Source organism: Pseudoclavibacter sp. CFCC 13611 (assembly GCF_008831225.1).
Lineage (GTDB): Bacteria > Actinomycetota > Actinomycetes > Actinomycetales > Microbacteriaceae > Pseudoclavibacter_A.
The window spans coordinates 531,448-552,414 of record NZ_WBKE01000002.1 but is presented as its reverse complement, the minus strand read 5'-3'; the positions used below and the strand labels follow the sequence as shown (position 1 = coordinate 552,414).

The following is a 20,967-nucleotide window of genomic DNA, read 5'->3' as shown; positions in this document are numbered from 1 at the left end:
GAGCGGCGGTCTAAGCGGTCGCTCGGGATGTCTTGCCGGCAGCGAGCTGCTCGGCGAGCGTCGCGACGGCGGAGGCTCCCCCGTCTCGCAGAGCCCGCACGAACGCCGACCCCACGATGGCGCCGTCGGCGTAGCCGAGCACGTCGGCCACCTGATCGGGGCGCGAGATGCCGAGGCCGACCGCAAGGGGGCGATCGGTGAACGCACGCAGTCGGGCGGTGAGCTTGCCGGCGCGCTCGTCGACCTCGGTGCGGGTGCCGGTGACGCCCATGGTCGACACCACGTAGACGAAGCCGCGCGAGGTGTCGGAGATCAGCCGCAGTCGTTCGTCCGACGACGTCGGAGCAGCGAGAAAGACGTGGTCGAGATCGTGCGCTTCAGCCGCGGTGATCCAGTCGGCGCCCTCGTCGGGCACCAGGTCGGGAGTGATGAGCCCGGCGCCGCCCGCCTGCTGCAGGTCGCGGGCGTACTCTTCGACGCCGTGCTGCAGAACGAGATTCCAGTACGACATGACCAGCACGGGCACGTCGACACGACGGCGGATCGCCTCGATCGCACGAAAGACGTCCGAGACGCGGAAGCCGCGCTCAAGCGCCGCACCGGTCGCCGCCTGGATGACCGGGCCGTCCATGACGGGATCCGAGTACGGCACGCCCAGCTCGATCACGTCGACGCCGTGCTCGGCCATCGCGACCACGGCGTCCACACTCGCGTCGAAATCGGGAAAGCCGACCGGCAGGTATCCGATCAGGGAGCCATGAGCACCGTCGTCACCGGATTCGGCACGGGTGCGCAGCAGCGGTTCGACGCTCATCGGCGTTCCTCCTTGGTCGCGGACTGATTCGTGTCGGCGGGCCTCTGCTCGCCGGGTCCGGCCATCTGCTCGGGGTCGGTGATGTACCCGAAATAGCGTGCCGCGGTCTCCATGTCTTTGTCACCGCGGCCGGAGAGCGAGACCAAGAGCACGGCGTCGGGTCCGAGCCGGCGGCCCTCACGGATCGCACCGGCGACGGCGTGTGCGGATTCGATCGCCGGAATGATGCCCTCGGTGCGCGACAGGTCGCGGAAGGCGCTCATGGCCTCGTCGTCGGTGACGGCCTCGTAGCGGGCACGTCCGATGTCAGAGAGCCATGAGTGCTCCGGGCCGACGCCCGGGTAGTCGAGGCCGGCAGAGATCGAATGGCTCTCGATGGTCTGGCCGTCGTCGTCCTGCAGCAGATAGCTCTTGGCACCGTGCAGGGTGCCGGAGCGGCCGCGCTCGATCGTCGCCGCATGGTGAGGTGTGTCGATGCCTTCGCCGCCGGCTTCGATGCCGAGCAGTGCCACCTCGGGGTCGTCGAGGAACGCGTTGAAGATGCCCATGGCATTCGAGCCGCCGCCGACGCAGGCGATGACTTCGTCGGGCAGCCGACCGATCTTCTCTGACAGCTGCTCGCGTGCCTCGTCGCCGATGACCTTCTGCAGATCGCGCACGATCTCGGGAAAGGGATGGGGGCCGGCGACGGTTCCCATCAGATAGTGCGTCGTGTCGAGGTTGGCGACCCAGTCGCGCAGCCCCTCGTTGATGGCGTCTTTCAGCGTGCGCGAACCGGTGCGTGCAGGCACCACCTCGGCTCCCAGCAGCTCCATGCGAGCGACGTTGAGCGCCTGGCGCTCGATGTCGACCTCGCCCATGTAGATCTGGCATTCGAAGCCGAACACCGCCGCAGCGGTCGCCGTGGCGACACCATGCTGGCCGGCCCCGGTCTCGGCGATCAGCCGTGTCTTGCCCATGCGCTTGGCGAGCAGCGCCTGCCCGAGCACGTTGTTGATCTTGTGCGCGCCGGTGTGGTTGAGGTCTTCGCGTTTGAGCCAGATCTTCGCGCCCCCGGCGAGCTCGCTGAGCCGCGGAGCGAAGGTGAGCAGCGACGGCCGACCGGTGTAGTCACGGGCGAGCCGTTCGATCTCGGCCTGGAACTCGGGGTCGGCCTGGGCCTCATGCCAGGTGCGATCGAGCTCGTCGAGTGCGGTGATGAGCGGCTCGGGCACGAACCTGCCGCCAAAGGCGCCGAAGTACGGCCCTGTCGTCTCGCTGAGCTTCGTCATGCGTTCCTTCCACACTGTTCGTTCACCCACACAGATTGTCCTCTGTGTGCAGGAGTGCCACAAGAATTTGTTCGGCTGGGCCGGCCGCACGAGCGAGGTGCCGGCGGAGGCTGATCGATCGCCTGCCTGCGACCTGGTCGGGATGTGCGGCCGAATCGGTCGAATCGGCTTCAGACCGCGGTGAACTGCGGCAGCAGCTCTGCCGGGTCTCCCGTGACCAAGGCCTGGCCCACCAGCACGGCGTCTGCGCCGGCGGCGCGATAGTCGCGCACGTCTTCTGCGGTGCGCACCGCAGATTCGGCGACCTTCACGACGTCGTCGGGAATCTGTGCGGCGAGGGCGGAGAACCGCGACGGATCCTCGGCGAAGTCTTTGAGGTCACGTGCGTTGACTCCGATGATGCGTGCACCGCTGGCCACGGCTGCCCGCACCTCGTCGTCATTGTGCGTCTCGACCAGTGCGTGCATGCCCAATGACTCGGCCAGCTCGCGCAGAGTGCGCAGCTGGCTCTCTGAGAGACCGGCCACGATGAGCAGCACCAGGTCTGCTCCGGCGGCACGCGCCTCGACGATCTGATACTCGGTGGCGATGAAGTCTTTGCGCAGCACCGGCACGCGAACGCGCTGACGCACCGCGCGCAGGTCATCGAGCGACCCTTTGAAGCGTGTGCGCTCGGTGAGCACAGAGATGACCGAGGCCCCGTTGGCGGCGTAGGTCTCGGCGAGCAGCGCCGGATCGGGGATGTCGGCGAGATCGCCGCGCGAGGGGCTGGCACGCTTCACCTCGGCGATCACGTGGATGTGATCGCTTCTGGTCAGCGCTGCATAGCCGTCTCGTGCGGGCGGCTGCGCCGCAGCCAGCGACTGCACCTCTGCGAGCGGCGTCTGCGCCTCGCGCACTGCGGCATCGCCCAGCGCAGCCTCATACAGGCTGTCGAGAATGGTCATCGGTCAGTGCGACTTGTGCGCATACCTCGGGCTGTGCGCACCGAACCCTGCCTTCGAGAGCACGACGCCGACGATCACACCCACGGCAGCGACGATCGCAGCAACGAGCACGCCCACCGGATGACCGGCCACGAACGCGATGGTGCCGATGATGAAAGCCGCCAGCACGATGATCACCGCCGTCCATGCGGCCGGCGAGTTGCCATGGCCGGGATTGATGATTTCTTCGCTGATCTCGCTCATTGCTCTCCTCGAGGTCTCGGATTCTGTTCAAGTGTACCCGGATCGTCCGGGCTGCCGTTGCGCCTGCGCGCTCGGTCGTCGGCCCCGTCGTCGAGATCGACGTCGTTCTCGGTCGGGTCGATTCCCACGGAGAAGGCGTCCCAGGTCTGGGCCGACTCGGCCGCATCCACCGGGCTCGGGCCTGAGACCGACGCTGCGGTCGGCTTCTGAAAACGACGCACGGTGCGCTTCCAGCGTCCGGCGACGACGAAGACCCACACCGCATGCACCACGATCAGCGCTGCTGCGGCCAGCGCCACCCAGACCCAGCCGGTCGGCGTCGGCTCGCCCACCAAAGTCGCCAGTGTGCGAGGGCCGGAGACGCCGGTCGCCTCGGCCAGCTGGTTCAGGCTGACGGCCAGCGGATCCCTCCACACGGTCTGCACCGACCAGATCGTGACCGCTCCGAGCACGCCCTCGATCACCGCGAGCACCCGCGTGAGCACGACGCCGCTGAGCCCCATCACAGCCGTCACGGCCAGGGCTGTGAGGCCGTAGGCCTGCACCGCTCCGACGGCCTGCTGCCCGGTGACGTGCACGGCTCCGTGGGCCGACCCCACTGACCAGTCCAGCCATGGCTGTGATGCGGACAGGGTCAGCACCCCGGCCAGAGCCAGCCCGATGACGACGACTCCACCCCGACCGCTTCCCCGTGATCGGGTCGGCTGCTTCGCCGTGCCCGCTGTGGGATGCTCGCTCATGCCCGACCCGTTCGCTCGCGTCGATCGGCGGCGGGTCGCACGGTGGATGCGATGGCCACGGCCCGAAGCGGAGCGGCCGCCTTGTTGCGCGACTCCTGATACTCGCTCTCCGGCACCGAGTCAGCGACGATGCCGGCGCCGGCCTGCACCGTGGCTCGGCCGCCGCTCAGCACAGCGGTGCGGATGGCGATGGCCAGATCGGCGTTGCCGGCGAAGTCGAAGTATCCGACCACTCCCCCGTAGACGCCACGCCCGACGGGCTCGAGGTCTTCGATGATCTCAAGCGCCCTCGGTTTGGGAGCACCACTGAGCGTGCCGGCCGGAAAGGTGGCCGCCAGCACGTCAACGGCGTCGACGCCTGCGCGGGTGACGCCCTCGACCGACGAGCTGATGTGCATGATGTGGCTGAACCGCTCGATGATCATGAACTCGCTGACCCGCACGCTGTGCGGCTCGCAGACTTTGAGCAGATCGTTACGGGCAAGGTCGACGAGCATGAGATGTTCCGAGCGCTCTTTCTCATCGGCCAGCAGTTCGTCGGCCAGGTGAGCGTCGCGCTCCGGGGTCGTGCCGCGTGGCCGCGAGCCGGCGATCGGATGCGAGACGACGGCCCCGTCGGTCACCTTCACGAGCGCCTCGGGCGACGAGCCGACCACATGCAGCAGCTCTCCGTCAGTGCCGCGGTGCGTCTGCAGATACATGTACGGACTGGGGTTCAGCGTGCGCAGCACCCGATAGACGTCGAGCGGGTCGGCCTGCGTCTCGAGGTCGAAGCGCTGGCTGATGACCACCTGAAAGATGTCGCCTGCGACGATGTGCTGCTTGGACTGTTCCACAGCGGCGAGGAAGTCGCCTCTCTCGGTGCGGTGGGCGGCCTGCGGCTCGACGTCGAAGTCCACGTCGTCGATTGTGGCCGGCGTGGGCTCGGCGAGCTCTGCGACCAGCGACCCCAGGGCATCCTGCGACTCCTGCCACAGCGCGTCAAGATCGCTGTCAGCGTCTACCAGCGCGTTGTGCACCAGCCAGATCGTGCCGTATCGATGGTCGATCGCGACCAGATCGCGCACGAACGACAGGCTCACCACCGGGGCGTTCGTCTCGGGCGGGTTGCGTCGCTCGATGTGCTCGAGTTCGCGGATGGCATCCCAGGCGACGAATCCGACCAGGCCACTGGTCAGCGGCGGGACTCCGGGTACCGGTGCGGTGCGCCAGCGGCGCACGATGGTCTGAATCGCGTCGAACGCACGCTCCGGCGTGTCGCCGCCGAATGCACGCTCGGCGCTCAGTGACTCGTCATTCCAACGCGGGCGTCCGGCGGCATCCGTCGTCAGCGTGCCGTAGGAGGACGCGCCGACGAACGAGAACCGGCCCCACTCGCCGGCGCTGTCGGCCGACTCCAGCAGGAACGTGCCCGGGCGCGAGTCGGCGATCTTGCGGTAGACGCCCATCGGGGTCTCGGAGTCGCCCAGGACGCGACGCACCACGGGGACGATCGCATGGCTCTGGGCGAGTTCGCGGAACCGCTCACGGGTGGTCGCGGCCGATCCGAATGCGGTGGTCATCATGACTCCTCGATCTCGCTCCACAGGCGGCGCCCCGTGAAGCAGGTTCGCGTGCCGGTGTGGCAGGCCGCGCCGATCTGATCGACGCGTGCGAGCAGGGTGTCGCCGTCGCAGTCGGCGTCGAGGGAGACGAGACGCTGGGTGTGGCCGCTGGTCTCGCCCTTGCGCCAGATCTGCTGTCGCGACCGCGACCAGAAGACGGTGCGACCCTCGACCATGGTGAGTCGCACGGTCTCGGCGTTCATCCACGCCATCATGAGCACCTCGCCGGAGTCATACTGCTGCACGACGACGGGCACGAGTCCTTGGTCGTTGTAGCGGATGTCGTCGAGCGTGGTCATGGTCATTCCTGATTCTGAGACGCTGCTGCGGCCTGCGTCGCCTCGGTGACGGAGAAATCGGTGGTGCCCAGCCCGTCATGAGCGTCGGGCACGGCCCGCACTTCGAAGCCTGCGTCGGCCAGAGCCTGTTTGACGTCGGGGATGGCGACCTGCTGCCGGTGGAAGACGCTCGCGGCGAGAACGGCATCGGCACCGGCTCGGGCGGCCTCCACGAAGTGCGCGACGGTACCGGCACCCCCGGAGGCGATGATCGGTGCAGCGACCAGGCCCCGCAGCCGAGCGATCAGGTCGAGGTCGAAGCCGTTCTGAGTGCCATCAGCGTCGATGGAATTGACCAGCAGCTCACCGGCCCCCAAGTCGACGGCCCGCTGAGCCCACTCGAGTGCGTCGACGTCGGTCTCGGTGCGGCCGCCGTGCGTGGTGACCACGAAGCCGGATGCGGTGCGCGGACTGCGCTTGATGTCGAGTGAGAGCACGGTCACCTGCGCGCCGAATCGGTCGGCGATCTCGGTGAGCACCTCGGGACGGGCGATCGCCGCCGAGTTGATGCCGATCTTGTCGGCGCCCGACGCCAGCAGCCGAGCGACCTGGTCGACGCCGCGCACGCCCCCGCCGACGGTGAGCGGAATGAACACCTGCTCGGCGGTGCGCTGCACCACGTCATACATCGTCGCCCGGTTCTCGACCGTGGCAGTGACGTCGAGGAAGGTCACTTCGTCGGCGCCCTCGCGGTAGTAGCGCGCCGCCAGTTCGACCGGATCGCCCTCGTCGCGCAGATTCCTGAAGTTGACGCCTTTGACGACTCTGCCGTCTGCGACGTCGAGGCAGGGAATGACCCGGATCGCGAGCGTCATCTAGATTCTCGCCGTGTTCAGGGTGCTGACCAGAATGGCGCGGGCACCGGTCTTGTAGAGCTCGTCGACGGCGTCGTTGATGTGCTCGCGCGGAGCCATCGCCCGCACCGCCACCCAGTCGGCGCGCGCCAGCGGCGAGACCGTCGGCGACTCGAGCCCCGGGGTGAGCCGGATGGCTGCGTCGAGCTCGGTCTTCGGCACGTCGTAGTCGAGCAGCACGTACTCGCGCGCGACGCGGACACCCTGCAGACGCTCGCTGAGCACACGGGCTTCGTCTACCAGACGGCCGTCCGTCAGCGACTGAGGTGCTCCGATGAGCACCGCAGACGACGCCAGAATGATCGGCCCGAAGATGTGCAGCCCGGCGTAGCGCAGGGTCGTGCCCGTCTCGACCACGTCTGCGACGACATCAGCCACCCCGAGACGAATGGCGTTCTCGACGGCTCCGTCGAGGTGCACAAGCTTCACTGTGATGTCGTGCTGGGCGAGGAAGTCGGCCAGCAGCTTCGGGTAGCTTGTGGCGACCCGAAGACCATCGATGTCTTCGAGGGTGCTGTACTTGCCCTCGGGGCCGGCCAGACGGAACTTCGAGCGCCCGAACTGCAGGTTGTCGACCTCGGTGGCCTCGGTCTCGGAGTCGAGCAGGAAGTCACGACCTGTGATGCCCACGTCGAGCGCACCGGCACCCACGTAGGTGGCGATGTCACGGGGACGCAGGTAGAAGAACTCGACGCCATTGTGCTCGTCGAGCACATAGAGGTCTTTGGTGTCGCGGCGGGTCGCATACCCGGCCTGTCTCAGCATGTCGAGGGCTGCCTGACTCAGCACGCCCTTATTCGGAATCGCTACACGCAGCACTTTCTGTCTTTCTCGAGAGACGAGGCTCAGGCTCAGACGGGGCGAACCGAGGCCTCTGATCAGGTTATCGGGGAGTGAGGTCTGGGCGCCATCAGATCACACCGGACGAAGGTGCGACCGGGTGCCGCCCGACTCGTATCGGAGCGTCTGACTCAGAGTTCGCGGTAGACGTCTTCGAGGCTGATGCCCTTCTTGATGAGCATGACCTGCAGATGGTAGATCAGCTGGCTGGCCTCCATTGCGAGCGCCTGATCGGTCTCGTGCTCGGCGGCGAGCCACACTTCGGCGGCCTCTTCGACGATCTTCTTGCCAATGGCATGCACGCCCGCGTCGAGTTCGACGACGGTCTTCGACCCCTCAGGACGGGTGGCGGCCTTTTCGGTCAGTTCGCTGAACAGCTCTTCAAACGTCTTCATCGTGCTCAAGCCTACCGCGTGAATCCGTCGGGCGCGCATCCCGGCACACGAGCGGCGCGGACTGCGCTCACCGGCTGCGAACAGCACCGGCCGCGCGGTCAGCCTTGGCGTGCCAGCTCGGCCGCGGCGCGCAGCTCGGCGATCGCGACCCGCGCATCCGCCGCGGCGAAGACGCTCGAACCCGCAACCAGCGAATCCGCACCGGCAGACACCGCGATGGCGCCCGTATGCGCGTTGACTCCCCCGTCGACCTGCAGCACCAGATCGTCGAGTCCCTGCCGATCGGCGCGTTCGCGAAGCATCTGCAGCTTTCTCGTCGTGCCCGCCTCGATGTACGACTGCCCGCCGAATCCCGGTTCGACGGTCATCACGAGCACTCGGTCGAAGTATTCGAGCAGGTCGATGACAGTCTCGACCGGCGTGGCCGGCTTCAGCGCGATGCCGGCCTGCGCGCCGAGCGACCGCAAAGTGCGCGCCACGCTCAGCGGCGAGGTCGCGGCTTCGAGATGAAAGGTCACCGCGTGCGCGCCGAGTTCGGCATAGGCCGGTGCCCACCGGTCGGGGTCATCGATCATCAGATGCACGTCGAGCGGAATCGGCGAGTACTGCTGGATGTACTTCACCACCGGTGCGCCGAAGGTGAGGTTCGGCACGAAGTGGTTGTCCATCACGTCGATGTGCGCGGTGTCTGCCGTGGCGATCTGCTGAAGTGTGCCCTTCAGATCGCCGAGGTCTGCATTGAGGATGCTCGGGCTGATCTGCACGTGACGAGTGGCTGCGGTCATGCGGTCAAGTCTAGGCCGTCGCCCGAAGCGCCCGAATGCATCGACGAACCCCACTGGCAGACGGCGCCCCAGCAGCGCAGGTGTGACAGCACCCCGCCGAAATCGCACCAAAGTGACAACCGCGGTCGTTCTGACGCAGATCTGTCACATCTGTGCTGATTTGCCCGGCTGCGCTATGACACCTCGTGCGAAGATCGCCTCCGTCTGCTCGAGCGCAGCACCCTTTGTCTCAGGAATGCGCCGCAGCACAAAGAAGAACGAGAACAGGGCGACCAGCGCGTAAATCCCGTAGGTGATGGGCAGCGACCACGCGCCCATCGAGGGAAACGACACCGTCACCAAGAAGTTCGCCACCCACTGCGCCGCGGCAGCAAGACCGAGTGCCCGGCCGCGAATGCGGCTCGGGAAGATCTCGCCCAGCAGCACCCACACCAGCGGCCCCCACGAGGCTCCGAACCCAATGACGAAGAGATTGGCTGCGACCAGAGCGATGATGCCCCAGGGCGCTGGCAGGCTCGGTGCCCCGTTCACATCGACCGCGAACGAGAAACTGACCGCCATGGCGCCCAGCGACACGGCCATCAGCACCGACCCGCTCAGCAGGATCGGTCGCCTGCCCACCCGGTCCACCAGCACGATCGCGATGATCGTGACCAGCACGTTCGTCACCGATGTGATCACGCTGATCGTGAGCGAGTTGCTCTCGGTGAACCCGACCGCCTTCCACAGCGTGGTCGAGTAGTAGAAGATCACGTTGATGCCGACGAACTGCTGCAGAACCGAGAGCACGATGCCGATCCACACGATCGGCTGCAGCCCGAGCCTGGATCCGCGCAGCGACGCCTTCGACTGGCTGCGATCGGTCGCGATGGCAGCTTCGAGCTCGCCGATCGTGCCGTCCAGCGCACGGCTCGGAGTGAGTTTCGCCAGCACTGCTCGCGCCGCCTGCTCACGCCCCACGGCCACCAGAAAGCGCGGAGACTCGGGCAGCAGCACCGCAAGCACTCCGTAGACGGCGGCCGGAATCACGCCGACCAACAGCATCCACCGCCAGGCGGGCATGCCGAACCAGAGCGCCTGCGACGCACCGCCGGCACCATGTGCCAAAAGCGAATCGGAAAGCAGCGCCGCGAAGATGCCGAGCGTCACCGCGAGCTGCTGCAGTGACCCCAGACTGCCGCGAATGCGCTGCGGCGCGATCTCGGCGATGTACGCTGGCGCCACCACCGACGCGATGCCCACACCGACGCCGCTCATCACGCGCCACAGAATCAGGTCGGGCACGCTCACCGTGAACGCGGCGCCGATCGAGCTGACGAAGAACATGATCGCGCCGATGCGCATCACCCACAGGCGCCCCCAGCGATCGGCAAGCGCGCCCGCGAACATCGCCCCTGCAGCTGAGCCGAGCAGCGCGACGGCGACCACGAAGCCAGTCAGCGCATCGCCGAGCGTGAAGTGATGGTTGACCGAGTCGACTGCCCCGTTGATGACCGACGAGTCGAACCCAAAGAGAAAACCGCCCATCGCTGCGGCCGACGCAAGCACGACGGCGCGTCGTCGAAAGCGCGGCTCGAGGTCTGGGACGGGTGAGCCAAGAGTGCGTGCACCTGGAGTCGAGCAAGCGCCGGCCACACCGTGCTGCGACATCGCGCCGGCGGATGCTGCGGCATCGCGCCGCTCGGAAGTCGGCTGATTCTTGCGCTGGTTCTCGGGCCGCGGGCTCACTGGACTGTCAGGCACGGGCACTGAGTCTAGCAATGCGATGCCGACGGCTCTGCACGATCCCATCGACGATCAGCAGCACGATCGACGTCCAGATCAGTGCGAAGCCGACCAGGCGGCTCGTCGGCATCGGCTCATGCAACACGACGACGCCGATGACGAACTGCATCGTCGGGGCCAGATACTGCAGAAAGCCGATCCAACTGAGCGGCAGTCTTCTCGATGCTGCCGCGAACGTGATCAGCGGCACCGCAGTGACCACACCCGCCGATGCCAGCAGCAGCGCGTGGCCGAGGCCGGTGCGCCCGAAGGTCAGACCGGCTCCGGCGAACTCCACCACCAGCAGCACCACCACAGCGATGGGCAAGAGCAGCGTGGTCTCGATGGTGAGACCGCTGATGGCATCGACGCGCTCGCCGACCTTCGACTTGATCAGCCCGTAGAAGCCGAAGCTGAATGCGAGGCCGAGACCGATCCAAGGCAGCTGCCCGTAGGCCACCACGAGCACGACCACGGCGACCGTACTCAGGCAGACCGCCGCCCATTGCACACGGCTGAGCCGATCGTGCTGCACAAACACTGCGAGCAGAACCGTCACGATCGGGTTGATGAAGTAGCCGAGCGACGCCTCGAGCACGTGTTCGCTGGTTACGGCGATCACGTAGAGCTGCCAGTTCGCATAGATCAGCAGTGCTGCGGCGGTGAGCGTCAGCAGCACCCGCGGTTCTCGGAACAGTGCGACCAGATGCCGCCACTGCCGTGTCACAGTCACCAGCAGCACGCAGAACACCGCGGAGAAGACCACTCGCGCGGCCACGAGCTCGAACGGTCCGGTCGGCGCCATCAGCATGAAGTAGAGCGGCAGCGCTCCCCAGATCAGATAGGTGCCGATACCAAGCATCAGGCCGCTGCGACGCGGCTGTCGTGAGAGCTGCGACGGTCTCGCGGCACCCTCCGGCAGCGCAATGGGCCCGGTCGCCATCTCGGGCGAACTGTGCGGAGCCATCAGCGCCTCCTCAGCACCGAGACGAACATGCCGTCGCTCGCGTGCACATGCGGCCAGAGCTGCAGCCCTGGAGCACCTGAGCCGACCAGAGGTCTGTCACTCGCTCCGAGACCGGACGCTGCTCCGGGGCCGAGCCCGGCGTCAGCCTCGACGAGTATGCCCGCCGTGTCGAGCACATCCAGCGTTCCCGGCTGCCGCGCCAGCAGCGCGTCGATCTGTCGGCGCGTCTCAGCCAGGTGCGGCGAGCAGGTCACATAGGCGATCAGCGCACCGGGGCGCGCCGAGGCGACGGCTGCGTCGAGCAGCCGCTGCTGCAGGGCGGTCAGGTCGCGCAGATCCGTCGGCTGCTTGCGCCAGCGAGACTCCGGCCGGCGACGCAGCGCCCCCAACCCGGTGCACGGCGCGTCGATCAGCAGCCGATGCCACTGTCCCGACACCCGTCCGAGCTCGGTGGCTCCGTCGTGCTGGTCGACGGTGACGGCACCGAACCCGGACTCCTCCAGCGCCCGCCGCACCAGATCGGCGCGGTGCGGCACCGGCTCGTTGGCGCGCAGCGCAGCCTTCGGCTCGTGCCGGGCGGCGAGCGCGGCGAGCAGCGCGGTCTTGCCGCCGGGGCCGGCGCACAGGTCGAGCCAGCGCTCGCCCTCGTCGTCGGCGGATGCACCGGGTCGGTCGCCGCCGTCGGGTGCGGCCGCGAGCGCGAGGGCCGCCAGCTGAGAGCCGACGTCCTGCACTCGCACGCCGCGTCGACACAGCTCGAGCGGATCGCCGTGTTCGAGCACCGCGCCGAACGGCGACAACGGGCTCGCCGTGGTGCCCGGAATGTCAGCGCGGTCGGCGACGCCCGGCAGTGCGACGAGGTTGACGGCCGGTGCGGCGTTGTCGGCGGCCAGCAGCGCTTCGAGGTCTCCGTCGCGTCCGTCGGCGGCGAGCGACTTGCGCAGGGCGCGCACGATCCACTCGGGATGCGACCAGCGCACGCTCAGGTACCGGTCGGCGGGCAGTTCGGCCTGCAGCACGCTCACCCACTCGTCGAGGCTGCGCTCGGTGAGCCGACGCATGACGGCGTTGATCAGGCCCGCAGCCTTCGCCTCGCGTGTGCGCTTCGCCAGTGACACCGTCTCATTGACCGCGGCATGCCCGGGCACCCGCATGTGCAGCGCCTGATGGGCGCCGAGACGCAGGATGTCGCGCACGCGTCGGTCGAGTTCACTCGCGTCGCGACGTGCGGCGCGGCTGATCAGCTCGTCGTAGAGGGCTCGCCAGCGCAGGGTGCCGTAGACGAGTTCGGTGACGAAGCCGCGGTCTCGCGGTTCGAGGCCGCTGTCTGCCAGGCGGGCCGGCAGCAGCAGGTTCGCATAGGCGTCGTTGGCATCGACCTCTTCGAGCACGCCGAGCGCGAGCCGACGCGGGTCGGCTCGACGCTGCTGCGGGCGGTCGCCGCCACGCTCATTGCGGCCGGAATCGTGTCGGCGGCTCTGAGACCGGTCTGATCGGCGATCGTTCCGGCTCATGCGAACACCGCCAGAGGCTGGTCGGCCGCGGCGCCCTGCTGGCGCAGACCGTTGGCCCAGTCACGGGCTGCCATGCCGCGTCTGCCTGCGGGCTGCACCTCGAGCAGTTCGAGCCAGCCGTCGGCTGCCGCCACGAGCACGCGGCGCTGCCACAGCACGACGCTGCCGGCCGGCTGAAGCGACGGCGTCTGGGCCGCCGGATCAGGTCGCCCTAGACGCAGGACCTTGCAGGTGTCGCCGTCGAGGGTCGTCCACGCCCCCGGTTCGGGCGTCGCTGCGCGCCAGCGGTTGAACACCTGAGCGACAGGCTGCATCCAGCTCAGGCGGCCGAATTGCCGATCGAGCTTGGCGGCCACGGTCACTTCGCCTTTCTGCGCGACAGGATGTGCGGTGCCGGCGGCCAGGCCATCCGCCACTGCCACGACGCTCTCTGCGCCCTCGACGCCCATGCGCCGCAGCACCTCTCCGGCTGTCGCGTCGTCGAGACCCGCTACCGTCTGCTGCTCGTAGACGTCGCCGGCGTCGAGTTCGCTCGTCACGCCGATGACCGAGAAGCCGAGCGGGGCATCCCCCGCTGCGATCGCCCGCTGCACGGGGGCGGCGCCGCGCCAGCGCGGCAGCAGTGAGACGTGCAGGTTGATCCAGCCGTGCGCCGGCAGGTCGAGCAGGTCGTCGGGCAGAATCGCGCCGTAGGCGACGACGACCCCGAGGTCGACTGGGCCGGCGGTCTCACGGATCTCGTCGAGCGCCTCGGCGGTGATGCGGGTGGCACGGACGACGGGCAGGCCCTCGGCCTCTGCCAGCGCGGCCACAGGGCTCGGCGTCAGACGGCGGCGGCGCCCCAGCGGGGCGTCCGGGCGGGTGACCACGGCGGCGATCTCGTGGGGTGAGTCGATGATTCGGCGCAGCACGGTGGCTGCGATCTCAGGGGTTCCGGCAAAGATGATGCGCACCGCACCAGTGTACGTGGCGCGGTGCGCATCGGGTCATGCGCGCAGCGGATGCGCGTCGGCGAGCTGACCGCAGACGCCCGTGCCGCGGTCGGTGCTCGTCGGTCAGGCCGGGAAGCGACGCAGCGCGACGACCGGCCCCGTCCAGTAGTCCTGGTCGAGGACGGCTCCGCGCACGGCCACGACCTTGCCGCCGAGACGCAGCACGGTCAGCGCGATCTCGCCGAGCACGTCGTCTGAGCCCTCGTCCAGAGCCAGCGTGCCGGTCTCACCGTCGTAGTTGCCGTGCACGTGGCTGGTGATGTCGTAGTAGAGCGTATCGATCGCGCCCTGTGCTGCGGCGCGACCCACGGCGGCGAGGTCGCGCTCGACGCGTGACCCGTCGCTCTCACCGAGGCTGCGCAGCGCCGCATCGACGGTCTCGACGTTGTAGCGAGAGAGAAAATGGCGGATGCGCTCGTCGACGGCGGCGGCCTGCAGATGGTCTGCCGCCTGCTCGATCACGGTGACGTCGCGAGCGGTGCTGTCGCTCGCCGCGAAGTGCTGCGGAAACATCTCGGCCAGCGGGCTCACGGCGAAGACCACCAGCGGCACCCGGCCTTTCGGGTCTGCACGCTGGAGCTCGGCAGCGGTGGCACGAGCAACCTCGCGTGCATACGCCGCATAGTAGAGCGAGCGATCGTTCTCGATCTTGCTCGGACGGCTCGCCCGGTCTTTGCCCCCGTCGAGGTCTGGACTGCCGTTCGCCTCTTCGGCATCGGCCGGCCAGTCGCCCTCGGGCACGACCTTCTCGGCTCGGCTCTCAGGAGTCGCATGCCAGAGTGACCAGCCCTTGGCCGAGAGGGTCAGAGCATGGGCCTCCTGCAGCTGGCTGACCGCACGCAGCAGCGGGCCGACGGCGAACCGATTGCTCACGAAGACCGCGTCGTCGATGCGGCTGGGCAGCACGAAGACGTCGCTGAAGTCGGGTGAGACGAAGATGGCGAGCGACCGTGCGAGATCTGCCCAGACGTCGTTCTCAGCGAGCACCTCGTCACGACGCGTCTGAATCGCGTCGATGACGCTCTGCGGCTCACCGGCCACTTTCAGCTGCGATACGGCTTCGTCGAACAGGCTCTTCACGGCGGTCTGCGCACGTTCGCGCTCCGTCACCGTCGGCTGAGCGTCGACGTAGACCGTCACTGACGCCGGGCGCTCACCGGCGAGCTCCTGCAGAATCTCAGTGGTGGGAAGGGTGTACCGAATGGCCATGATCGCAACCTTTCACGCTGCGCGAAGCAGCGATGTTGGACGACGACGGCCGGTCACAGGTTTGCGCTGGCCGCGCATCGTGTGTGCACACCCAATGGTACCGGTCTGGCGTCCGCCGGCCACCGTGACGGTCTGATCAGCTCGTCTGCAGCATGCGCACGTCGTCGGCGTGCACGCGCAGGCGACGCTGTCTGCGCACCGGGCCGGTGGTGGCGCGCACCACTGCCGCCTTCAGCGCCCGTGCCGTGGCGGCACCGACTGAGTACGGCACCCGCAGCAGCGTCACCTCTTCGAGCGTGGGCTCGCCCTCGCCCGGCTCGCTGGGCAGCAGCTGGGTCTGAACGACTTCGACGCTCTCGGGCAGCTGCGCGTCGTCGAGCGCCTCCTGTGTACCCCCCTGGGCCGTCGAGATCGAGAAGAAGCGCACGGCCGGCGGAAACCCCAGCGCGACGCGCTGAGCCAGCTCGTCGTGGGCGAACTGCGCAGCATCCCACTGCACAAGGGCATCGGCGAGTCTGCCCTGCACGCCGGTGAGCACGACCGTGGCGTCGGATCGTGCCAGTGCAGCCGCGGCGAACCAGTGCCGCATGGCGTCTTCGCTGGCCGTCAGCCCCTCACGCGAGACGATGGAGAGCGCGTCGAGCAGCAGCACGGCTCCGTACCCGTTCGGGCACCGCGGTTCGCTGCCTGCGGTGGCCACGACGAGCGCCGGGCTCGCGCTCACCTGCTCGCGAGGCTGCTCGGCGGTGGCCACGATCACCGGCACCTCGCTGAACGCCCGGCCAAGTTCGTCGGCCGTGCGCCCGGCGCCGGCCAGCTGCCGTGTGCCTTCGTCTGTGGTGACTTCGCGCTGGTAGCCGGCACGGGCCACCTGCACGAGCACCGGCCCGCTGGCCAGGGCCCGGCGCGCGATCGTATAGGCGATCTGCGGAATGCGCGCGAGCTGCAGCATGGGGTCGTCTCCCCAGATCGCGGCAGCGGGAATCACCCGCGGATGCACCACCGGCACGCCCGGTTCGACATAGCCGATATCGACGAGACGCTGCACCGCGACCGACCGCGACGAAGAGAGGAACACCAGACGGCACCCGCTCTGCTGCTGTCGGATCAGGGCCACGTCGCGCAGATGCGCGTACGGGGCGTGCGGCTCGAGATACGAGGGGTCGCCGTCGTCGACGACGATCAGCTGCCCGAGGTGCTGGGCCGGCGCGTAGGCTGCGGCGCGCGTGGCGACGACGATGCGTGCGACCCCGCCGAGCACGTCGAGAAACGACCGATACCGGGTGTCGTCATCGACGGCTCCGTCGAGCCTCGCGACGGTCTCGTCGGGGAACCGCTCGACGAGCGCGCCGTGCGCCTGAACGACGTCGCGCTGGTCGGGAACCGCGACGATCGTCGACTCTCCCCGCGCGAGCGCTTCGCGAACCAGGCCGACCACATCGGTGACCCAGGCAGAGACCACGCGGTTGTTCGAGATGAGGTCGCAGCCCACATGCGGCTGCTGATGCACTCGGGGATGCTCCCACGAGGCCACAGGATCGGCTGTCGACGGTGCGGTGCCGGGTGCGTCTTCGACCACGCGTTCGCCGACTGCGCCGTGCTCGGTCTCGTCGTCGGAGTCGACGTCTGAGCCCGGCAGAGGCTCACCGGTGATGCGTGCGGCGGCCTCGGGATGCTTCGTCATCCACGTGCGTTCGGCTCTGGCATGACGTGCCGGCAGTGCGAGTCGCAGCACATCGGCTGCGGTGCCCGCCTGCCGGTCGGCCACCGCACGGGTGAGCGACCAAATCGCGGGGTCGAGCGGCGGAACGCTGCCGACCACTTTGCGAATCGGCTGCAGCTGCCCCTCAAAGGAGGCGCTGGCAGTGAGCGACGTCACCCATCCGTCAAGCTGCCGACGATGGCCGAACGGCACTTTGACCCGGCTGCCGACGCGAATGCGATCGACGAGATCGTCGGGAACGGCGTACTCGAAGTCGCGATCGAGATGCGGAAGCGGTGAGTCGATGCAGACGTGCGCGATGCGGGGCGTCGCGTCTGAGGTCATGCTGTCACACTACCCGACCCTGCAGACACGACCCCGCCGTCATCCGAGGCGAGCACGTGGTGCTCTGCAGGCAGGAGTGCTTCTGTTCAGAGACCGGCGGCCTCGCGCAGCTGATCGACCTTGTCGAGACGCTCCCAAGTGAACCCGGGCTCGTCACGACCGAAGTGCCCGTAGGCGGCCGTGCGCTGGTAGACGGGCTGACGCAGTTCGAGGTTCTCGAGAATCGCCTCAGGGCGCAGGTCGAACACCTCAAGCAGCGCATCGGCGATGCGCCGATCGCTGCCGAGCGTGCCCGTGCCGAACGAGTCGGCGTAGAGTCCCACCGGACGCGCCTTGCCGATCGCGTAGGCCACCTGAATCTCGAGGCGCTTCGCCAGCCCCGCCGCGACCGCGTTCTTCGCAGCGTGGCGCAGGGCGTACGCGGCGGAGCGATCGACCTTCGACGGGTCTTTGCCGCTGAAGGCGCCCCCGCCGTGGTGAGCCGCTCCCCCATACGTGTCGACGATGATCTTGCGGCCGGTGAGCCCGGCGTCAGAACCCGGGCCGCCCTCGACGAAGCTGCCGGACGGGTTGATGTACGCGGTCATGCCCGCGGCGTCCAGCCCGCTGTCTGCGAGCACCGGGTCGATCACGTGACGACGCACGGCCTCGTGGATCTCAGCGGTCGTGCGATCGGGATCATGCTGCGTCGAGACGACCACGGCATCCACCGTGCGCGGTACGGCGCCTTCATAACCGAGCGTGACCTGGGCCTTGCCGTCCGGGCGCAGCCAGGGCAGCTCGCCGCTGTGCCGCAGCTCGGCCAGCCGACGGGTGAGCTTGTGCGCCATGGCGATCGGCGCCGGCATGAACTCGGGGGTCTCGTCGGTCGCATAGCCGAACATGATGCCCTGGTCGCCGGCGCCCTGGCGGTCGAACGGGTCGGTCGAGCCGAGCTCACGCACCTCGTACGAGGTGAGCACGCCGTCGCGAATCTCCTGTGACTGCTGTCCGATCGACAGCGAGACGCCGCAGCTGCGACCGTCGAAGCCGACGTCGCTCGAGGTGTAGCCGATGCCGGTGATGACGTCGCGAACGATCTGCGGAATCTCGACGTACCCCTCGGTCTTGATCTCGCCGACGACGTGCACGAGCCCGCGGGTCGCCACCGTCTCGACGGCCGTCAGCGACTGATCGTCGACTTCGAGCAGGGCGTCGAGAATCGCGTCTGAGACCTGGTCGCAGACCTTGTCGGGGTGTCCCTCTGTGACCGACTCACTGCTGATCAGTCGCAGTTCACTCTCACTCATGCGTCGTCCTCTACATTCGTTCGTCTTGCTCAGGTTCTCGTGTGCTCGCTCGTGCGCGCGGAGACGCGGCCGATCGTCGCCGTCAGATTGCTCATCATCGCTGCAGCGTCGAGGCTGCCGCGCCAGGCGATCCCGTCGCCGGGATCGAGCACACCGCAACCAGTGTGCGACACCCGGTCGCAGAACGCCAGTGTGTGTCGCTGCGCGTCAGATCGACAGGGCGACCTGATTCATCAGCACCTCGGCGACCTCGCGCTTGGGGCCGTTCACCTCGGCGACGATCTGCCCCTTGGCGTCGAGAATGGTCACGTCAGTGTCGTCAAAGCCGAAGGTCTTGCCCTCGCCGACCTCGTTGACCACCAGCAGATCGCAGCCCTTGCGCTCGATCTTGGCCCGGCCCAGCTCGAGCAGCCTCTCGCCCGACGCAGTCTCGGCGGCGAAGCCGACGATCAGGTTGCTGCGCCCCGAGCGGTGCGAGATCTCACTGAGGATGTCGGGGTTGGCGATCAGCCGCAGGTTCAGCTCGCTGCCCTCCTGCGCTTTCTTCAGCTTCGCGCTGGCCGGGTCGGCAGGTCGGTAGTCGGCGATGGCGGCGGCCATGATGATGCAGTCGGCCTCATCGGCGAGCGACTCGATCGCCTGCCGCATCGACTCGGTGTAGCGCGCCTTGATGACCTCGGCCCCACGCGGGGTGTGCACGTCGAGGTGCCCAGCCACGATGATGACCTCGGCCCCGCGGGCGAGAGCCTCTTCGGCGATGGCCACGCCCTGCTTGCCCGACGAGTCGTTGCCCAGAAACCGCACCGGATCGACGCGCTCTCGGGTGCCGCCGGCGCTGATCACGATCGTTCGGCCGACCAGGTCTTTGGGGCGCAGACTGCGTTCGACGGCCTCGGCGATGATCTCGGGCTCGACCATGCGGCCGATGCCCTGATCGTCGCCCGTGAGCTGACCGACGTCTGGCCCGAGAATACTCACTCCCCGGTCGCGCAGAGACTGGATGTTGGCCTGTGTCGCCGGGTGCCGCCACATCTGCGAGTGCATGGCCGGAACGAAGATGACCGGCGCCTCGGCGACCAGCAGCGACGAGGTGAGCAGGTCGTCCGCCTGGCCCTGCACGGCGCGTGCGATGAGGTCGGCCGTCGCCGGGGCGACCACGACGAGATCGGCCTGCTCGCCGATCGAGACGTGACGCACCCGCGACACCTCGTCGAACAGCTCGGTCGAGACCGGGTTGCGCGAGATCGCCTCCCACGTCGGCAGGCCCACGAAGCGCAGCGCGTTCGCAGTCGGCACGACGTGCACGTCATGGCCGGCCTTCACCAGCAGACGAACAGCCTGCACGGCCTTGTACGCGGCGATGCCGCCGGCCACGCCGAAGAGGATGCGCACGGTGGTTAGTTCGCGGTGGTGTCGGCGGCAGCCGAATCAGCGGAGTCAGCGGTGCTGTCGAGCGCCTCGCCGGCGACCGCGTCTGCGGCCGCTGCGTCGAGGGCGGCCTGCTTGGCCGCAGCCTCTTCGGCCGGGTCGATCTTGGTGAGCTCGAGCTTGTCTTCGGCGATCTCGCGCAGAGCGATCGACAGCGACTCGTCTTCGACGTTCGCGTCGACCAGCGGGCCGACGTTGTTGAACAGGCTGCCGTCATGCAGATCTGAGTAGTAGTCGTTGATCTGGCGCGCCCGCTTCGAGGCGAAGATCACCAGCCCGAACTTCGAGTCGACGCGCTTCAGCAGCTCGTCGATGGGCGGGTTGATGATGCCTTCGTACGTGTTTGCCATATTCAGCGGGTCTCCTTCTGGGGATGAATTCCCATCAAGTGTACGACTTCGTTCGCGGCGCGTGCCACGGAGTCGTTCACAACTTCGTCATCGAACTCGCTTCGTGCGTCGAGTTCGACCTTTGCGGTCTCAAGTCTGCGCCGCTGCTCTTCGGCGGTCTCGGTGCCGCGCCCGACGAGGCGTCGCACCAGTTCGTCCCACGACGGAGGCGAGAGAAAGACGAGGCGGGCGTCTGGCGCGTTGCGACGCACCTGACGTGCACCCTGCAGGTCGATCTCAAGCAGCACGGGTCGGCCTTCGGCGAGCGCTCTGCGCACGGGGGCCTCTGGCGTGCCGTAGCGGTAGGAGTTGTGCACCGTCGCGTATTCGAGCAGCTCATGCTGCGCGATCATGCGATCGAACTCGGCGTCGTCGACGAAATAGTAGTGCACTCCGTCGATCTCTCCCGGTCGCGGCCTGCGCGTGGTCGCCGACACCGACAGGCACACCTGCGGGCAGTGCTCGCGAATGTAGGCGGCGACGGTGCCCTTGCCGACGGCGGTGGGGCCGGCGAGCACCGTCAGTCGCGCAGGCGTG

General features: G+C 68.1%; 20 protein-coding genes and 2 pseudogenes. All 22 read right to left on the bottom strand.

The features are described from left to right. Window positions 1–10: 10 nt before the first annotated feature. A complete protein-coding gene (gene trpA, locus F8O08_RS06810) occupies window positions 11–814 on the bottom strand; it encodes a tryptophan synthase subunit alpha (protein WP_158042899.1) in 804 nt (267 codons plus the stop codon). Then, window positions 811–2,085 carry a tryptophan synthase subunit beta gene (trpB, locus tag F8O08_RS06805; protein ID WP_158031552.1) on the bottom strand — a complete coding sequence of 425 codons (1,275 nt, stop codon included), beginning with the start codon at window positions 2,083–2,085 and terminating at the stop codon, window positions 811–813. Before trpB ends, trpA begins: the two co-directional genes overlap by 4 nt. Window positions 2,086–2,255: 170 nt before the next feature. Then, the gene (gene trpC / locus F8O08_RS06800; protein WP_412973619.1) at window positions 2,256–3,026 is read right to left on the bottom strand and encodes an indole-3-glycerol phosphate synthase TrpC; all 771 of its coding nucleotides are present in this window, start codon (window positions 3,024–3,026) and stop codon (window positions 2,256–2,258) included. A gap of 9 nt (window positions 3,027–3,035) precedes the next feature. Next, window positions 3,036–3,266: a DUF6704 family protein gene (locus F8O08_RS06795; RefSeq protein ID WP_412973462.1), complete on the bottom strand. Its 231-nt coding sequence runs from the start codon at window positions 3,264–3,266 to the stop codon at window positions 3,036–3,038. 5 nt (window positions 3,267–3,271) lie between these two features. Next, a complete protein-coding gene (locus F8O08_RS06790; protein WP_158042897.1) occupies window positions 3,272–4,015 on the bottom strand; it encodes a Trp biosynthesis-associated membrane protein in 744 nt (247 codons plus the stop codon). Continuing rightward, the gene (locus F8O08_RS06785; RefSeq protein WP_318655643.1) at window positions 4,012–5,577 is read right to left on the bottom strand and encodes a chorismate-binding protein; all 1,566 of its coding nucleotides are present in this window, start codon (window positions 5,575–5,577) and stop codon (window positions 4,012–4,014) included. The genes F8O08_RS06790 and F8O08_RS06785 overlap by 4 nt, the downstream gene beginning before the upstream one ends. Then, entirely contained in the window at window positions 5,577–5,924 is a 348-nt protein-coding gene (hisI, locus tag F8O08_RS06780; RefSeq protein WP_158038065.1) for a phosphoribosyl-AMP cyclohydrolase, read from the bottom strand. The genes F8O08_RS06785 and hisI overlap by 1 nt, the downstream gene beginning before the upstream one ends. Continuing rightward, entirely contained in the window at window positions 5,921–6,772 is an 852-nt protein-coding gene (hisF, locus tag F8O08_RS06775; protein ID WP_158038066.1) for an imidazole glycerol phosphate synthase subunit HisF, read from the bottom strand. Before hisF ends, hisI begins: the two co-directional genes overlap by 4 nt. After that, window positions 6,773–7,630 (bottom strand): ATP phosphoribosyltransferase, encoded by an 858-nt coding sequence (gene hisG, locus F8O08_RS06770; RefSeq protein WP_158038067.1) that lies wholly within the window; start codon window positions 7,628–7,630, stop codon window positions 6,773–6,775. Between the two features lie 152 nt (window positions 7,631–7,782). Then, window positions 7,783–8,046, bottom strand: a complete 264-nt coding sequence (locus F8O08_RS06765) for a phosphoribosyl-ATP diphosphatase (RefSeq protein ID WP_158031560.1) — start codon at window positions 8,044–8,046, stop codon at window positions 7,783–7,785. 98 nt (window positions 8,047–8,144) lie between these two features. Next, a complete protein-coding gene (gene rpe / locus F8O08_RS06760) occupies window positions 8,145–8,831 on the bottom strand; it encodes a ribulose-phosphate 3-epimerase (RefSeq protein WP_158042896.1) in 687 nt (228 codons plus the stop codon). Window positions 8,832–8,975: 144 nt separating this feature from the next. Then, a complete protein-coding gene (locus tag F8O08_RS06755; RefSeq protein ID WP_412973618.1) occupies window positions 8,976–10,358 on the bottom strand; it encodes a sugar porter family MFS transporter in 1,383 nt (460 codons plus the stop codon). A 208-nt stretch (window positions 10,359–10,566) separates the two neighbouring features. After that, window positions 10,567–11,562: an EamA family transporter RarD gene (rarD, locus tag F8O08_RS06750; protein ID WP_318655642.1), complete on the bottom strand. Its 996-nt coding sequence runs from the start codon at window positions 11,560–11,562 to the stop codon at window positions 10,567–10,569. After that, complete coding sequence (locus F8O08_RS06745; protein ID WP_158042895.1) at window positions 11,562–13,076, bottom strand: transcription antitermination factor NusB; 1,515 nt, start codon at window positions 13,074–13,076, stop codon at window positions 11,562–11,564. The genes rarD and F8O08_RS06745 overlap by 1 nt, the downstream gene beginning before the upstream one ends. Further along, a complete protein-coding gene (gene fmt, locus F8O08_RS06740) occupies window positions 13,073–14,029 on the bottom strand; it encodes a methionyl-tRNA formyltransferase (protein ID WP_158042894.1) in 957 nt (318 codons plus the stop codon). The genes F8O08_RS06745 and fmt overlap by 4 nt, the downstream gene beginning before the upstream one ends. Window positions 14,030–14,131: 102 nt before the next feature. After that, the gene (locus F8O08_RS06735) at window positions 14,132–15,277 is read right to left on the bottom strand and encodes a hypothetical protein (RefSeq protein ID WP_158038071.1); all 1,146 of its coding nucleotides are present in this window, start codon (window positions 15,275–15,277) and stop codon (window positions 14,132–14,134) included. 136 nt (window positions 15,278–15,413) lie between these two features. After that, window positions 15,414–17,324 carry a hypothetical protein gene (locus F8O08_RS06730; protein ID WP_158042893.1) on the bottom strand — a complete coding sequence of 637 codons (1,911 nt, stop codon included), beginning with the start codon at window positions 17,322–17,324 and terminating at the stop codon, window positions 15,414–15,416. An 86-nt stretch (window positions 17,325–17,410) separates the two neighbouring features. Next, window positions 17,411–18,613: a methionine adenosyltransferase gene (gene metK, locus F8O08_RS06725; protein ID WP_158031566.1), complete on the bottom strand. Its 1,203-nt coding sequence runs from the start codon at window positions 18,611–18,613 to the stop codon at window positions 17,411–17,413. A gap of 29 nt (window positions 18,614–18,642) precedes the next feature. After that, complete coding sequence (locus F8O08_RS11055; RefSeq protein WP_263970017.1) at window positions 18,643–18,765, bottom strand: hypothetical protein; 123 nt, start codon at window positions 18,763–18,765, stop codon at window positions 18,643–18,645. Window positions 18,766–18,820: 55 nt separating this feature from the next. Continuing rightward, window positions 18,821–20,005 (bottom strand): bifunctional phosphopantothenoylcysteine decarboxylase/phosphopantothenate--cysteine ligase CoaBC, encoded by a 1,185-nt coding sequence (coaBC, locus tag F8O08_RS06720; RefSeq protein WP_158038073.1) that lies wholly within the window; start codon window positions 20,003–20,005, stop codon window positions 18,821–18,823. 134 nt (window positions 20,006–20,139) lie between these two features. Further along, a pseudogene (rpoZ, locus tag F8O08_RS06715) lies at window positions 20,140–20,391 on the bottom strand (DNA-directed RNA polymerase subunit omega); the annotation flags it as partial. Window positions 20,392–20,393: 2 nt separating this feature from the next. Beyond that, window positions 20,394–20,957: pseudogene (gene gmk / locus F8O08_RS06710) on the bottom strand (guanylate kinase); the annotation flags it as partial. Window positions 20,958–20,967 lie beyond the last annotated feature (10 nt).